Annotated in this window: 7 protein-coding genes and 3 rRNA genes; 8 read left to right on the forward strand and 2 right to left on the reverse strand. The window is 63.5% G+C overall.

From position 1 onward, the window contains the following. The first annotated feature begins 184 nt into the window (after positions 1-184). The 4 genes from ASE96_RS00005 to ASE96_RS00020 all read left to right on the forward strand — a co-directional run bounded on the left by ASE96_RS00005 (position 185) and on the right by ASE96_RS00020 (position 6,617). A 16S ribosomal RNA gene (locus tag ASE96_RS00005) occupies positions 185-1,708 on the forward strand. Between the two features lie 518 nt (positions 1,709-2,226). Continuing rightward, positions 2,227-5,374 (forward strand): 23S ribosomal RNA (locus ASE96_RS00010). A gap of 242 nt (positions 5,375-5,616) precedes the next feature. After that, positions 5,617-5,733 (forward strand): 5S ribosomal RNA (gene rrf, locus ASE96_RS00015). Together the 16S, 23S and 5S rRNA genes form the textbook arrangement of a ribosomal RNA operon. Positions 5,734-6,116: 383 nt before the next feature. Continuing rightward, on the forward strand, positions 6,117-6,617 hold the full coding sequence (locus ASE96_RS00020; RefSeq protein ID WP_056424276.1) for an SRPBCC domain-containing protein: 501 nt from the start codon (positions 6,117-6,119) through the stop codon (positions 6,615-6,617). Between the two features lie 164 nt (positions 6,618-6,781). On the opposite strand, the gene ASE96_RS00025 is transcribed toward ASE96_RS00020, so the two are convergent. Together ASE96_RS00025 and ASE96_RS00030 are read right to left on the reverse strand one after the other, a co-directional pair. Continuing rightward, positions 6,782-7,813, reverse strand: coding sequence for a LacI family DNA-binding transcriptional regulator (locus ASE96_RS00025; protein ID WP_056424279.1), 1,032 nt, complete (start codon positions 7,811-7,813; stop codon positions 6,782-6,784). Positions 7,814-7,815: 2 nt separating this feature from the next. After that, positions 7,816-9,609, reverse strand: a complete 1,794-nt coding sequence (locus ASE96_RS00030) for a glycoside hydrolase family 13 protein (RefSeq protein ID WP_056426454.1) — start codon at positions 9,607-9,609, stop codon at positions 7,816-7,818. Positions 9,610-9,947: 338 nt separating this feature from the next. On the opposite strand from ASE96_RS00030, the gene ASE96_RS00035 reads away from it, so the two are divergent. The 4 genes from ASE96_RS00035 to ASE96_RS00050 all read left to right on the forward strand — a co-directional run bounded on the left by ASE96_RS00035 (position 9,948) and on the right by ASE96_RS00050 (position 16,065). After that, positions 9,948-11,246 (forward strand): sugar ABC transporter substrate-binding protein, encoded by a 1,299-nt coding sequence (locus tag ASE96_RS00035; RefSeq protein ID WP_056424281.1) that lies wholly within the window; start codon positions 9,948-9,950, stop codon positions 11,244-11,246. Positions 11,247-11,381: 135 nt separating this feature from the next. Beyond that, complete coding sequence (locus ASE96_RS00040; RefSeq protein ID WP_056424284.1) at positions 11,382-13,040, forward strand: ABC transporter permease subunit; 1,659 nt, start codon at positions 11,382-11,384, stop codon at positions 13,038-13,040. Positions 13,041-13,150: 110 nt separating this feature from the next. After that, on the forward strand, positions 13,151-14,020 hold the full coding sequence (locus tag ASE96_RS00045; RefSeq protein ID WP_082492565.1) for a sugar ABC transporter permease: 870 nt from the start codon (positions 13,151-13,153) through the stop codon (positions 14,018-14,020). A gap of 2 nt (positions 14,021-14,022) precedes the next feature. Further along, the gene (locus ASE96_RS00050; RefSeq protein ID WP_442853869.1) at positions 14,023-16,065 is read left to right on the forward strand and encodes a glycoside hydrolase family 13 protein; all 2,043 of its coding nucleotides are present in this window, start codon (positions 14,023-14,025) and stop codon (positions 16,063-16,065) included. Positions 16,066-16,082: the final 17 nt, after the last annotated feature.

The raw sequence follows: 16,082 nt of genomic DNA on the forward strand, positions 1-16,082 counted from the left end.
TGTGTCTGTTGTTTGAGAACTCAATAGTGTGCCAAGTTTGTTGATACCAATTTATTGTATTGAATTGGTTGAATTTGCCGGGCCCGCCACCCCGTGGTGTGGTCTGGTGTTTTTGGCTGGTTTCAAATTTTGTGCATTGTGTGCATCCCGTTTTCCCGGGGGCGCATGGTGTGTCTGTTTTTCTTCAACGGAGAGTTTGATCCTGGCTCAGGATGAACGCTGGCGGCGTGCTTAACACATGCAAGTCGAACGATGATCCCAGCTTGCTGGGGGATTAGTGGCGAACGGGTGAGTAACACGTGAGTAACCTGCCCTTAACTCTGGGATAAGCCTGGGAAACTGGGTCTAATACCGGATATGACTCCTCATCGCATGGTGGGGGGTGGAAAGCTTTATTGTGGTTTTGGATGGACTCGCGGCCTATCAGCTTGTTGGTGAGGTAATGGCTCACCAAGGCGACGACGGGTAGCCGGCCTGAGAGGGTGACCGGCCACACTGGGACTGAGACACGGCCCAGACTCCTACGGGAGGCAGCAGTGGGGAATATTGCACAATGGGCGAAAGCCTGATGCAGCGACGCCGCGTGAGGGATGACGGCCTTCGGGTTGTAAACCTCTTTCAGTAGGGAAGAAGCGAAAGTGACGGTACCTGCAGAAGAAGCGCCGGCTAACTACGTGCCAGCAGCCGCGGTAATACGTAGGGCGCAAGCGTTATCCGGAATTATTGGGCGTAAAGAGCTCGTAGGCGGTTTGTCGCGTCTGCCGTGAAAGTCCGGGGCTCAACTCCGGATCTGCGGTGGGTACGGGCAGACTAGAGTGATGTAGGGGAGACTGGAATTCCTGGTGTAGCGGTGAAATGCGCAGATATCAGGAGGAACACCGATGGCGAAGGCAGGTCTCTGGGCATTAACTGACGCTGAGGAGCGAAAGCATGGGGAGCGAACAGGATTAGATACCCTGGTAGTCCATGCCGTAAACGTTGGGCACTAGGTGTGGGGGACATTCCACGTTTTCCGCGCCGTAGCTAACGCATTAAGTGCCCCGCCTGGGGAGTACGGCCGCAAGGCTAAAACTCAAAGGAATTGACGGGGGCCCGCACAAGCGGCGGAGCATGCGGATTAATTCGATGCAACGCGAAGAACCTTACCAAGGCTTGACATGAACCGGAAACACCTGGAAACAGGTGCCCCGCTTGCGGTCGGTTTACAGGTGGTGCATGGTTGTCGTCAGCTCGTGTCGTGAGATGTTGGGTTAAGTCCCGCAACGAGCGCAACCCTCGTTCTATGTTGCCAGCGCGTTATGGCGGGGACTCATAGGAGACTGCCGGGGTCAACTCGGAGGAAGGTGGGGACGACGTCAAATCATCATGCCCCTTATGTCTTGGGCTTCACGCATGCTACAATGGCCGGTACAAAGGGTTGCGATACTGTGAGGTGGAGCTAATCCCAAAAAGCCGGTCTCAGTTCGGATTGGGGTCTGCAACTCGACCCCATGAAGTCGGAGTCGCTAGTAATCGCAGATCAGCAACGCTGCGGTGAATACGTTCCCGGGCCTTGTACACACCGCCCGTCAAGTCACGAAAGTTGGTAACACCCGAAGCCGGTGGCCTAACCCCTTGTGGGAGGGAGCTGTCGAAGGTGGGACTGGCGATTGGGACTAAGTCGTAACAAGGTAGCCGTACCGGAAGGTGCGGCTGGATCACCTCCTTTCTAAGGAGCACCTACAATCACCGTGCCGGGCGTATGYCCGTGTGGCGGGGTTGTCAGGAGTAGGCCCGTTGCGCAGGCGATTGTTCTGCGGCGGGTGCTCACGGGTGGAATATCAGCAAATAGGTGCCTGGCGGCACGTGCCGGCAGCAAGTACGGACACTCTTTCCCTTCGGGGGCGGTGGGTCCTGGAACGCGGCCGGTGTGAACCGTTGGGTAGTGTTTGGCACACTGTTGGGTCCTGAGRCAACAGGACCGGGTGGCGCAGCCTTTGGGKTGTGTCGTTCCGGGACTTGTGTTTCTGGTTTCCTGGCTGCACCGAGCGCACGTGTATCGGCCCTTWSGGGGTTGTGTGTGGGGTGTGTGGTACGGGGTTGTTGTTTGAGAACTACATAGTGGACGCGAGCATCTTTTATAAGAAGCAATTTCCAAGAATATGAACCTGGATCTGATCCTGTGCCCTTTGGGTGTGGGGTTGGTTTTCATGGTTCTCTCGAAAATTAGCGTTTTTGATCTTTTGTGGTCAAGTTTTTAAGAGCACACGGTGGATGCCTTGGCATTAGGAGCCGAAGAAGGACGTAGGAATCTGCGATAAGCCTGGGGGAGTCGATAACCGGACTGTGATCCCAGGGTGTCCGAATGGGGAAACCCCGCCAGGGGCGCGAGTTACCTGGTGACCCGCATCTGAACACATAGGGTGCGTGGAGGGAACGCGGGGAAGTGAAACATCTCAGTACCCGCAGGAAGAGAAAACAATAGTGATTCCGTCAGTAGTGGCGAGCGAACGCGGATCAGGCTAAACCGTTCCATGTGTGATAGCCGGCGGGCGTTGCATGGTCGGGGTTGTGGGACTTCCCATTCTGTCTCTGCCGGGGCAGTGGGGTGAGTAGTACAGGCATAGGTGAACGGTCTTGAAAGGCCGGCCAGAGAGGGTGTGAGCCCCGTAACCGAAATGTTGTGTACCGCCCGGTGAAGTATCCCAAGTAGCACGGGGCCCGAGAAATCCCGTGCGAATCTGTCAGGACCACCTGATAAGCCTAAATACTCCCTAATGACCGATAGCGGACCAGTACCGTGAGGGAAAGGTGAAAAGTACCCCGGGAGGGGAGTGAAACAGTACCTGAAACCGTGTGCTTACAATCCGTCGGAGCCATCGCAGCTTGCTGTGTTGTGGTGACGGCGTGCCTTTTGAAGAATGAGCCTGCGAGTTAGTGTTACGTCGCGAGGTTAACCCGTGTGGGGAAGCCGTAGCGAAAGCGAGTCTGAATAGGGCGTTGCAGTGGCGTGATCTAGACCCGAAGCGAAGTGATCTACCCATGGCCAGGTTGAAGCGACGGTAAGACGTCGTGGAGGACCGAACCCACTTCAGTTGAAAATGGAGGGGATGAGCTGTGGGTAGGGGTGAAAGGCCAATCAAACTTCGTGATAGCTGGTTCTCCCCGAAATGCATTTAGGTGCAGCGTTGCGTGTTTCTTACCGGAGGTAGAGCTACTGGATGGCTAATGGGCCCTACAAGGTTACTGACGTCAGCCAAACTCCGAATGCCGGTAAGTGAGAGCGCAGCAGTGAGACTGTGGGGGATAAGCTTCATAGTCGAGAGGGAAACAGCCCAGACCACCAACTAAGGCCCCTAAGCGTGTGCTAAGTGGGAAAGGATGTGGAGTTGCGAAGACAACCAGGAGGTTGGCTTAGAAGCAGCCATCCTTAAAAGAGTGCGTAATAGCTCACTGGTCAAGTGATTCCGCGCCGACAATGTAGCGGGGCTCAAGTACACCGCCGAAGTTGTGGATTTCAGACAWTAGCCCAGCCGCCTCCTTTGTGGGGTTGGTTCAGGCGTCTGGAGTGGTAGGGGAGCGTCGTGTGGGCAGTGAAGTCGCGGTGTAAACCAGCGGTGGAGCCTACACGAGTGAGAATGCAGGCATGAGTAGCGAAAGACGGGTGAGAAACCCGTCCGCCGAATGATCAAGGGTTCCAGGGTCAAGCTAATCTGCCCTGGGTAAGTCGGGACCTAAGGCGAGGCCGACAGGCGTAGTCGATGGACAACGGGTTGATATTCCCGTACCGGCGAAAAACCGCCCATGCTGAACAGGGGATACTAACCGCCCGAAACCTGCCCGATCGCCCTTGTGGTGTGAGGGTTTTGGTGGAGCGCGGGACCTGATCCTGGGAGGCAAGCGTATTAACAGGTGTGACGCAGGAAGGTAGCCGAGCCGGGCGATGGTTGTCCCGGTCTAAGGATGTAGGGCGAACGGTAGGCAAATCCGCCGTTCATGATGCCTGAGATCCGATGGGACTCCCGTAAGGGGGGATTCGGTGATCCTATGCTGCCGAGAAAAGCATCGACGCGAGGTTTTAGCCGCCCGTACCCCAAACCGACACAGGTGATCAGGTAGAGAATACTAAGGCGATCGAGAGAATTATGGTTAAGGAACTCGGCAAAATGCCCCCGTAACTTCGGGAGAAGGGGGGCCCCCATCGTGATGGACACTAGCTGTCCGGAGCGTGCAGGGGCCGCAGAGACCAGGGGGAAGCGACTGTTTACTAAAAACACAGGTCCGTGCGAAGTCGCAAGACGATGTATACGGACTGACTCCTGCCCGGTGCTGGAAGGTTAAGAGGACCGGTTAGCCGCAAGGCGAAGCTGAGAATTTAAGCCCCAGTAAACGGCGGTGGTAACTATAACCATCCTAAGGTAGCGAAATTCCTTGTCGGGTAAGTTCCGACCTGCACGAATGGAGTAACGACTTCCCCGCTGTCTCAACCATAAACTCGGCGAAATTGCAGTACGAGTAAAGATGCTCGTTACGCGCAGCAGGACGGAAAGACCCCGAGACCTTTACTATAGTTTGGTATTGGTGTTCGGAGTGGCTTGTGTAGGATAGGTGGGAGACGTTGAAGCCCGGACGCCAGTTCGGGTGGAGTCATCGTTGAAATACCACTCTGGTCACTTTGGACATCTAACTTCGGCCCGTAATCCGGGTCAGGGACAGTGCCTGATGGGTAGTTTAACTGGGGCGGTTGCCTCCTAAAAAGTAACGGAGGCGCCCAAAGGTTCCCTCAGCCTGGTTGGCAATCAGGTGTCGAGTGTAAGTGCACAAGGGAGCTTGACTGTGAGAGAGACATCTCGAGCAGGGACGAAAGTCGGGACTAGTGATCCGGCGGTACATTGTGGAATGGCCGTCGCTCAACGGATAAAAGGTACCTCGGGGATAACAGGCTGATCTTGCCCAAGAGTCCATATCGACGGCATGGTTTGGCACCTCGATGTCGGCTCGTCGCATCCTGGGGCTGGAGTAGGTCCCAAGGGTTGGGCTGTTCGCCCATTAAAGCGGTACGCGAGCTGGGTTTAGAACGTCGTGAGACAGTTCGGTCCCTATCCGCTGCGCGCGCAGGAAATTTGAGAAGGGCTGTCCTTAGTACGAGAGGACCGGGACGGACGAACCTCTGGTGTGTCAGTTGTACTGCCAAGTGCACCGCTGATTAGCTACGTTCGGATGGGATAACCGCTGAAAGCATCTAAGCGGGAAGCTCGCTTCGAGATGAGATTTCCATACACCTTGTGTGTGAGAGGCCCCCAGCCAGACCACTGGGTTGATAGGCCGGATGTGGAAGCGAGGACTAACGACTCGTGAAGCTGACCGGTACTAATAGGCCGATAACTTACACCACACACCACCTGGACAAACCAATCCTTCAAAAGAGGTTTGCCCGCCAAGGGTGGTACAAAGATAACAAGACTGCTTGCGTCCACTATGTGGTTCCCAACCAACAAACCCGTCACGGGARCGTTGCTTGAGAACACAACACAATAACAACACCACACCTGCACCAGCATCACCGGTGCAGGAAGTTGTAACCACAAGATTTCCCACCACCACACCCCAGGGCGTGGACGGAACGGGAGCAAGGGTTACGGCGGTCATAGCGTGGGGGAAACGCCCGGTCCCATTCCGAACCCGGAAGCTAAGACCCACAGCGCCGATGGTACTGCACCCGGGAGGGTGTGGGAGAGTAGGTCACCGCCGGAACATCATTAAGGTCGAGGACCCCCAACCACGTTGGGGGTCCTCCCGCATTTAACGAGGGTGTGGGAGAGTAGGTCACCGCCGGAACATCATTAAGGTCGAGGACCCCCAACCACGTTGGGGGTCCTCCCGCATTTAACCCCCCAACCACCACCACGACACCCCCGCACCACCGGCAGCCGCCCCACCAACCCACCCGCACATCCCGCCGGTCACACCCCAACCCTCCCGCACATCCCGCCGGTCACACCACAACCCTCCCGCAGCACCTGCGCGGGCGCTCCCCCCGGAGCCGGGGAGGCATCACCTACACGGCTGCCGGCCTGCGAGAGCCCGCAGCCGCCCAGCGCAGCCACGCCGGCAGCCCGCGGGTAGAGTTGGTGCCCATGGAGAACCTTTTCAGCCACGCACCCTCTGATGCCGCCGAGACGCCGGAACCGGCACCGGGAGAGGGGCTGGACCAGTTCGTCTTTACCGTCATTGTGCCGGGGGCAGTCGCCCGGGCCTTCGTCGGTTTCACCGAACACACGCACCTCTGGTGGCCTCTTGAGGATCACAGCGTATTCGGGGCCGGCTCCTACGTGGAATTCGAGGAGAACCTGATCCTGGAGAGCGCGGACGACGGCAGGACGGCCATTTGGGGGTCCATCGACGACTGGCAGCCCCCGCTCTCCTTCCATGCGAGCTGGCACCCAGGATCATCCGCGGTGTGGTCCACGGAGCTGCGCGTCGCCTTCCGGGCCGTCGAGGACGGTACGGAGTTGCGGTTGGTGCACAGTGGCTGGGAGGGCGCCGAGGACCCTGCGGCTACGCGGGCGGAGTACGCCGCCGGCTGGCCCGGAGTGCTCGACCGCTTCGTGCGCTTTATGGGCGGCGACGGTGCCTAAGAGTCGGCCTGCAGCCCGCATGGCCGCGCTCCTGCCCGGTTGCTGAGCCGGCCGGTCCGCGGAATCCGGAGAATTCCCCGGATTTCAGGGCGTTGCTCCCGGGGCAACCAGGCCATGGAGCAAGCAACTTGGGAGGAACGCGCCTAAGAGGCAGCCGTCAGTGCCTAGCGCAGCGGCGCCGGGTCCGCGGGCGGAACGGCCGTGCTGGAACGTATTACGAAGTGCGTGGGAAACTCTGTGTCGGCCGCCTCGTCGTCGCTGCCGCCGTCGAGCCCGGCCAGGAGGCGCCGGACGGCCAGTGCGCCCTGGCCGCGGGCGTCCTGGTCGATGGTGGTGAGGCCGAAGACCTCGCCGAGTTCGTGGCCGTCAATACCGATCACCGACAGGTCGTACGGGACGCGGAGCCCGAAGTCGCGGGCGGCGAGAATAGTGCCGATAGCCATCTCATCGGATGCGGCGAAAACCGCCGTGGGCCGTTCCACGGAGCTTCCCAGCAGGCGTCTGGCGCTGGCGTAGGCGCCCTGGATCGTGAAGTCGGCGGAGATCTGCCACTCGGGACGGACCGCCAGCCCTGCGTCGTTCATGGCCTTCTTGAATCCGGCCTGGCGGGTGCCCGGAAGGCGGAAGTCCTGCTCGTAGGCGGCATCGCCGGTCATATGGGCGATCTTGCTGTGGCCGAGCTGGATCAGGTGCCGGGCCGCGGCCTGGGCGATGCCTGAGTCGTCGATGCGGATGGTCGAGGCGCCCGGCAGCGGACCGCCGATGCCGACGATGGGCCGGTGGATCGCGAGCAGTTGCTGGATCTCGGCCTCGCTGAGTTCCAGCGACACGGCAATCACCGCGTCCACCCGCTTGCGCAGCAGGAAGTCGTTGAGCACGCTGTGGCGGCGTTCCTGCCCCCCGCTGACGTTGTAGAGGGTGAGATCGTACCCCGCGTCCAGCAGTGTGGCCGAGACGCCTTCCACCACCGACGAGAAGAACCAGCGGTGCACCGACGGAACCACGACGCCGACGTTGTGGTTCCGCCCGGAGGCCAGGCTGGAGGCGTGATAGGAGAGGACGAACCCGAGTTCGGCCGCGGCGTTCCGGGCGCGTTCACGGCTGCGGGCCGAGACGTTCCCTTTGCCGCTCAAGGCCCGCGAAACGGTGGCTATGGAGAGGCCAGCGCGCTCCGCGACGTCCTTGATGCCGGGCATTCTTAGCTCTCCGCGTCCTCGATGTAGATTTCCAGCCAAACAGTTTCCCCTGAGCCTAACCGATGCCCGGAGGCGGCCGGTCCAGATGACCTTGCCCCGTCCCCGGCGGCGTCCTGGGAGCTGCGCAGCAGCACCCGCCCGGCGGGCAGTTCGACAGGTTCGTGCCCTGCGTTGAGGAGCACCAGGGTGGTGCCGTTCACGTACGCCAGGCACGTGTCCGTGCACCATTCCTCAGCCCAGGCGAGTGAACCCTGCCCGAGCCCCAGCCCGCGCCGCACGGCAAGCATGCGCCGGTAGAGATTAAGGTGCGACGACGGCGAGGCGGCCTGGGTGTCACGCGCCAGTCCCGCGAAGCTCGCCGGCTGCGGAAGCCACGGCGCCGCACCGTCGCCGAATCCGGCGTGAAGTTCGGCGGCGCGCCACGGCAGCGGCACGCGGCAGCCGTCACGGCCCAGCCGCTCACCGCCGGTGCGGGCAAAGGTGGGGTCCTGCCGCTGGTGGTCCGGGATGTCGATGCCGTCGGGCAGGCCAAGCTCTTCGCCCTGGTACAGGTAGGCGCCGCCGGGAAGGCCCAGCATAAACATGGAGGCGGCCGCGGCCCGGGAGCGGCCCAGGGCCTCGCACGGCTGCGGATCGAAGGTGCCGATGCCGTCGCCGTCGCGCGGTGCGCGGCCGTCGTAGCCGAAGCGGGTGGCGTGCCGGACGACGTCGTGGTTGGAAAGGACCCAGGTGCTGGGGGCTCCCACGGAATCGAGCGCCGTCAGCGACTCCGTGATGACGCCCCGCATGCGGTGGACGTCCAGGCCGGTGTGCAGGTACGGGAAGTTGAAGGCCTGGTGCATTTCATCCGGCCGGACCCAGTCGGCCAGGCGGGGGAGCGGGTCCACGTTCGCTTCGGCGCAGAGGATCCGGTCCGGGCCGTATTCGGCCAGGATCCGCCGCCACTTGCGGTAGATGTCGTGGAGGGCGGGCTGGCCGAACATCGGGGCGTCATGGCCCGGGAAACCGTCGCAGCTGTTCCCGTCGGCGCGGCCGCCCCACTCGGGCAGGCCGGGAGCCTTGACGAGGGCGTGGGCAACGTCCACCCGGAAGCCGGACACACCGCGGTCCAGCCAGAAACGCAGGACGCGCTCGAATTCCTCGTGCACGGCGTCGTTGTCCCAGTTGAAGTCCGGCTGTGAGGTGTCGAACAGGTGCAGGTACCACTGGCCGGGCGCGCCGTCCGGTTCGGTGATCCGGGTCCAGGCCGGGCCGCCGAAGTGGGATTCCCAGTTGTTCGGCGGTTCTTCGCCATCGGCGCCGCGGCCGTCGCGGAAGATGAACATGTCCCGTTCCGGGCTGCCCGCGGGAGCGGCCAGGGCTGCCTGGAAGGCGATGTGCTGGTCCGAGCAGTGGTTGGGTACGAGGTCCACGATCATCCGCAGGCCCAGCCGCGTGGCCTCGGCCATCATCGCGTCGAAGTCCGCCAGCGTGCCGAACAGGGGGTCGACGTCGCAGTAGTCGCTGACGTCGTAGCCGGCATCGCGCTGCGGCGAACGGTAGAACGGGGAAAGCCAGACGGCGTCGATCTCCAGTTCGGCCAGTTGCGGAAGTTCCGCGGTGATCCCGGCGAGGTCGCCGATGCCGTCCCCGTTCAAGTCCCGGAACGAGCGCGGGTACACCTGGTAGATGACGGCCGAACGCCACCAGCCGGGGAGGTGATCGGCGGCGTGCACCGGCGTCAAGGGGCCGGTCAAGGGCCCGGCCAGCGGCGCGGCTGATACGGCGGGGGCGATGAGTGCTGAGTCAACGGACATGCCGGTAATCGTAAGGCCGAACCGGTCAAAATGAAAACGCTTCCAGCGCGGATCGCCGCACACCTTTATTTATGGTCACCTGCAGGCGCCGCGGCGCCCCTTCTGCGCCAACGCGCTGAACTGCGGGTTCATCCCGAGTTGCTGCTCCCTGCCGTTGAATTCGACCGCATCCGATACTCGCCGGTAGGGTGACTTTCCAAAGTCATGTTCAGCATGTACCTTGGAAGCGCTTGCAGCTGTGAGCCACATCACCGACGATGCCACCAGGCCTCCGGAGTCTTCACCAGGGCTCGGACGGAGCCTTCAGCGTGGATGCAGGATTTATGAAAGGGACACCAATGAAGGTGCAGAACACCCTCACAACCGGGACCAGCCGCCGCGTATTCACGGCCGGCGCGATCTCCGTAGTTGCCGCGCTGGCGCTCAGCGCCTGCGGCGGCGCCGCAGCCACCGCCCCCGCCACGGCTACCGCCAAGCCAGACCTCAAGGCCTCCGGGGCCAGCACCATCACCATGTGGGTTGACGCCGAGCGCTCGCCCGCCCTGAAGGACATCACGGCGAAGTTCAAGGCTGAAACCGGAATCGACGTGAAGCTTGTGGTCAAGGACTTCGCGGCAGTCCGCGACGACTTCATCACCCAGGTTCCCACGGGCAAGGGCCCTGACCTGATCGTCGGCCCGCACGACTGGGTAGGCAAGTTCGTCCAGAACGGTGTCATCGCCCCCGTCGAGCTCGGTGACAAGACGGACTCCTTCCAGGAGTCCTCGGTCAAGGCCATGACCTTCAACGGTTCCGTTTACGGCGTTCCGTACGCGATCGAAAACATCGCACTGCTGCGCAACACGGCAATCGTGCCGGATGCCGCCAGCACCTTCGATGAGGTGGTCGCCAACGGCAAGAAGGCCGTCGCCGACGGCAAGGCCAAGTTCCCGTTCCTGGTGGGCATGGACCCGAAGCAGGGTGACCCGTATCACCTGTACCCGCTGCAGGCCTCCATGGGCTCGCAGATCTTCGGCGTGACCGCCGACGGCGGCTACGATCCCAAGCAGCTCCTCATCGGCGACGCCGCCGGCGTGGAGTTCGCCAAGAAGCTGGCCGCCTGGGGCGACGCCGGTGAGAAGATCATCAACTCCAACATCACCGGTGACATCGCCAAGGAGAAGTTCCTGGCCGGCGAGTCCCCGTACTACCTGACGGGCCCGTGGAACGTGCCGGACGTCCAGAAGAAGGGCATCAAGTTCGCCGTGGACGCGCTGCCGACAACCGGTGACAAGCCGGCCCAGCCGTTCATCGGCGTCAACGGCTTCTTCATCAGCGCCAAGAGCGCCAACGCCCTGGCCACCAACGAGTTCGTGACCAACTACCTCACCTCCGAGGCAGCACAGGACTCCATGTACAAGGCCGGAGGCCGTCCGCCGGCGCTGAAGTCATCGTTCGAGAAGGCCGCCAGCGATCCCGTCGTGGCAGCGTTCGGCAAAATCGGTGCAACCGGCGTCCCGATGCCGGCCATCCCGGAAATGAGCGCCGTCTGGGCTGACTGGGGCGCCACCGAGCTCGCCCTGATCAAGGGCCAGGGCAACCCGGCCGCCGACTGGGCCAAGATGGCCGCCAGCATCAAGGCAAAGATCGCGGGTTAGTCCCCGCGCCGGATCCTGACGTTTGCGCTACGTCGACAAGCGTCACGAACCGGCAAGCACCGGGCCGGGCGGCAGCGATGCCGCCCGGTCCGTTCCTGCACCACCACCAGCTGCTCCCAAGGACTGTAGACAGCCATGACAGATACCGAACTCCGCCAGGCCGGCACCCCGGCCGCCGCAAAGGGCACGGCAACAGCCCCGGACGGCGCCGCCGGGCGGCCTGCCCGTCCGGTCAAGAGGCGCCGCCGCTTCGGCCCTGACACCACCAAGGGCACCGTCGCCAAGATCGTGTTGCTGGGCCTCGTGGACGCACTGGCCGTCTACGTCCTCATGATGCTTTTCCTCAGCGAGTCGTGGGGCGCGCTGGCAGTCTCCTCCGCCGTCGTCCTGGCGATCAACTGGATCTATCTGCGCAAGGGCGGGCTCCCCGCCAAGTACCTGGCCCCCGGCGTCCTGTTCCTTCTGGTCTTCCAGGTCTTTGTGGTCATGTTCAGCGGCTATATCGCCTTCACCAACTACGGCGACGGGCACAACAGCACCAAGAATGATGCGATCGCCGCCATCCAGCTCACCGCGCAAAAGCGCGTCCCGGATTCCCCGGCCTACAAAGCCGCCGTCCTCGCCAAGGACAATTCCTTCTACCTGCTGTTCACCGACCCGGACGGCAAGGTCTCGCTCGGCAACACCGAAACCCCGCTGGAGGAAATCTCCGACGCCGGCACGGACTCTACCGGCAAGGCCAACGCCGTGGACGGCTACCGGACCCTGAACTTCCAGGAGATCGTCGCGAACCAACAGAGCATCCTGGCCATCATGGTCCCGGTCTCCGACGACCCCGCCGACGGGACGCTGCGCACGGCAGACGGCAGCAACGCGTACCAGTTCAAGCCGGCCCTGACCTACGACGACGCCGCGGACACCTTCACGGACACCGAAACCGGGACGGTCTACCAGGACAACGGCAAGGGGGCCTTCGCGGCCAGCAACGGCGATACCCTGACCACCGGCTGGAAGATCGACGTCGGCATGGAGAACTTCGTCCGTGCCTTCACCGACCCCAGCCTGCGCGGGCCGCTGCTGGGCGTCATCCTCTGGACCTTCACCTTCGCCATCGCCTCCGTGGCGCTGACCTTCGCGATGGGCCTCTCCTTGGCGATGACCTTCAACCGGGAGGACCTGAGGGGCAAAAAGATCTACCGGATCCTGATGATCCTGCCCTACGCCTTCCCCGCGTTCCTCTCGGGGCTGGTCTGGTCCGGCATCCTCAACCCGCAGTTCGGCTGGCTCAACCAGACCCTGCTGGGCGGCGCAACGATCGGCTGGCTCACGGACCCCATCCTCGCCAAGATCAGCGTGCTGGTGGTCAACCTCTGGCTCGGCTTCCCCTACATGTTCCTCGTCTGCACCGGCGCACTGCAGTCGCTGCCCACGGAGCTGGACGAAGCCGCGCGGATGGACGGCGCCGGGCCCTGGCGCGTGTTCCGCTCCATCAAGCTGCCGCTGCTGCTGGTCTCCATCGCGCCGCTGCTGATCTCCTCCTTCGCCTTCAACTTCAACAACTTCAACGTGATCTTTATGCTCACCGGCGGCGGACCGCGCTTCGCGGACACTGACCGGGACATCGGAGCCACGGACATCCTGATCACGCTCGTGTACAAGGTGGCGTTCGGGCAGGGGACGGGGCGTGACTACGGCCTGGCCAGTGCCCTGGCCATCATCATCTTCATCATCGTGGCCACCGTTTCGGCCATCAGCTTCAAGCAGACCAAGGCACTCGAGGACGTGAACTCATGAACGGGTCAGCATCAGGCACCGTCAGTCCGACGACGGCTCCGGCCGACGTCGACGACACCACAACGGGCCACAGCGCGACAGGCCACACCACGGTCCAGGACCTGAAGGCAATGGCGCGCCGGCGTCCCTTCGGCGTCTGGTTCAAGGACAAAGGCTGGCGGCACCTCGTCGGCATCACCGTGACCCTCTTCGCGATCTTCCCGCTGCTCTACGTCCTCTCCGCGGCGTTCAACTCCACCGGCACACTGGTGGGCTCCAACGCACTGTTCAGCCGGATCGACTTCGGAAACTTCACCGCACTGTTCAACGACCCCTCACGGCCCTATGCCCGCTGGTTCGTCAACACCATGGTGGTGGGAACTGTGACGTCCGCGGCCACCGTTTTCCTCGGCGCCATGGCGGCGTACGCGTTCTCCCGGATGCGCTTCAAAGGCCGCCGGATCGGGCTGCTGAGCCTGCTCCTGCTGCAGATGTTCCCGCAGCTGCTCGCCGTCGTCGCGATCTTCCTGCTGCTCAGCGGCATCTCCGAGGTCATCCCGGCGCTGGGCCTCGGCAGCCAGCTGGGCCTCATCATGGTCTACCTGGGCGGTGCCCTGGGCGTGAACACCTACCTGATGTACGGCTTCTTCAACACCGTCCCGCAGTCCCTCGACGAGGCGGCCAAGATTGACGGAGCCAGCCACACGCAGATCTTCTTCGGCATCATCATGCGCCTGGTCACGCCGATCCTGGCCGTTGTGGGCCTGCTGTCCTTCATCGGCATTTCCGGCGAGTTCGTGATCGCCAGCGTGGTGCTCACGGACCCGGACAGCCAGACACTCGCCGTCGGGCTGTATTCCTTCGTGGCGCAGCAGCGGTCCGAGAACTGGGGAGTCTTCGCCGCCGGTGCCGTGATTGCCGCGGTGCCCGTTATGGCACTCTTCCTCTTCCTGCAGCGCTACATCGTCAGCGGCCTCACCCAGGGCTCGGTGAAGGGCTAGGCATGAACGGGCTGGGCATGCCGGGGGCGGGAATGGCACGGCCGCTGCCGCACCACGACGGGTCCGGCCTGCATGCCCCGCAGCAGGTGTCGCTCGGCGACGAGGCCCTGCTGCGGGTCCGGGTTCCCGCCGACTGGGGACGCGCCGCCCGGGTGTGGCTCCGTTCGATCCAGGACGGCGAGCCCCGTTATGAGCCCTGTACAGCTTTGGGCGAGGCGGACGGCTGGGTCTGGTGGGAGGCGCCCATGACCGTCACCAACCCGGTGGCCCGGTACCGTTTCCTGCTGGAGGTCCCGGACGGCCACGAGGAGCCCGACGGCGGTGCGGCAGGCTGCGCGGGCGGCGAGACCGGCGCGGCTCCCGGCTCTGCGGCCGGGGGGCTGCGCTACTGGAGCCTGAACGCACAGGGGATCTTCAGCCGGGATGTCTCCGACTACGCGGACTTCCGGCTGACCACGTTCCCGGCAGCGCCGGACTGGCTCTGCGGCGGCACGATGTATCAGATCTTCCCGGACCGCTTTGCCCGCTCCTCCGGGTCGGACGCGGGCCTTTCGCCGGAAGACCGGGCCGCGGACCAGGCGGCCCCGGAGTGGGCGGTGCCGTGCAGCTGGGACACTACCCCGGTGGAGGGCTCGGGCCCGCAGACGCCCTACCAGTTCTACGGCGGGGACCTCGGCGGCGTCATGGAAAAGCTTGACCATATCCAGCAACTGGGCGCGGACGTCGTCTACCTGACACCGTTTTTCCCGGCACGCTCCAACCACCGCTACGACGCCTCCACGTTTGCCTTCGTGGATCCGCTCCTCGGCGGCGATGGGGCCCTGGTGGAGCTCGTTGAGGCGGCCCACGCCCGTTGCCTGAAGGTGATGGGCGATCTCACCGCCAACCACTCCGGGGACGCCCACGAATGGTTCCGGCGCGCCCTCTCCGATCCGGATTCCGAGGAGGCGGGCTACTACTACTTCAACGGCGACCACACCGGATACGAATCCTGGTACGGCGTCCCCTCGCTGCCCAAACTCAACTGGACCTCGGAGGGGCTCAGGGAAAGATTCGTCCTGGCCGACGACTCGCCCGTGGCCCGTTGGCTCAAGCCTCCCTTCAACCTGGACGGCTGGCGGATCGACGTCGGCAACATGACCGGGCGGCTTGGGGCCACGGATCTCAACCACGACGTGGCCCGGCTGATCGCCGACCGGGTCCGGGAGATCAACCCGGACGCGGCACTGCTGGCCGAGGCCACCAACGACGCCGCCCCGGACTTCAGCGGTGAACACTGGCACGGCGCCATGACGTACTCCAACTTCACCCGGCCGCTGTGGTCCTGGCTCGCCGGAGACGCCGCGCACGTCAACTTCTTCGGCACCCCCTTGCCCGGTCCCAACCGGACCGGCGCCGAGGACTTCCTGGCCACCCACCTGGACCTGGCGGCCGCCTTCAGCTGGGACGTCCGGCAGCAGAACATGAACGCGCTGAACAGCCACGACACCGCGCGGGCCGCCACCGTCATGATCGACGGCGGCCAGCGGCTCGGTGCGGTGCTCATGTTCACGCTCCCCGGCGTCCCCGTCGTGTTCGCCGGCGACGAATTCGGGCTCAAGGGACACAACGGCGAAGCCTCCCGCACGCCGATGCCCTGGAACGATCCGGACCGGGTCCTGACCGACCTCCGCGATGACTATGCCGCACTCGCCGGGCTGCGCCGGGACCAGCCCGCACTGACCGGCGGAGGCATCCGCTGGCTGCACGCACACGGTGACGCCCTGGCATTCGTGCGGGAAGAAGCGGGGAGTTCCGTGCTCGTCGTCGTGGCCCGGGACGCCGCGGAGGTCGCACTGCCGCCGGGACTGCTCACCCGCGCCCAGCTCGGGGCCCTCGCGGAAGCCCCCGCATTCGCCACCGGCCGCATCAACGCCGGTCTGGAGAACATCGGCCCCGAGACAGGCGGGCAGATCAGGGCGAATGGCCCCGCTCCATCCGCCCTGATCTGCACCCGCGGCCCCGCGGCGGGAGTCTGGGTGCTGCCCGGGACCCCGTTGCCTTAGGCACACTGCCCCGGCAG

This window comes from Arthrobacter sp. Leaf69 (assembly GCF_001422645.1).
Lineage (GTDB): Bacteria > Actinomycetota > Actinomycetes > Actinomycetales > Micrococcaceae > Arthrobacter.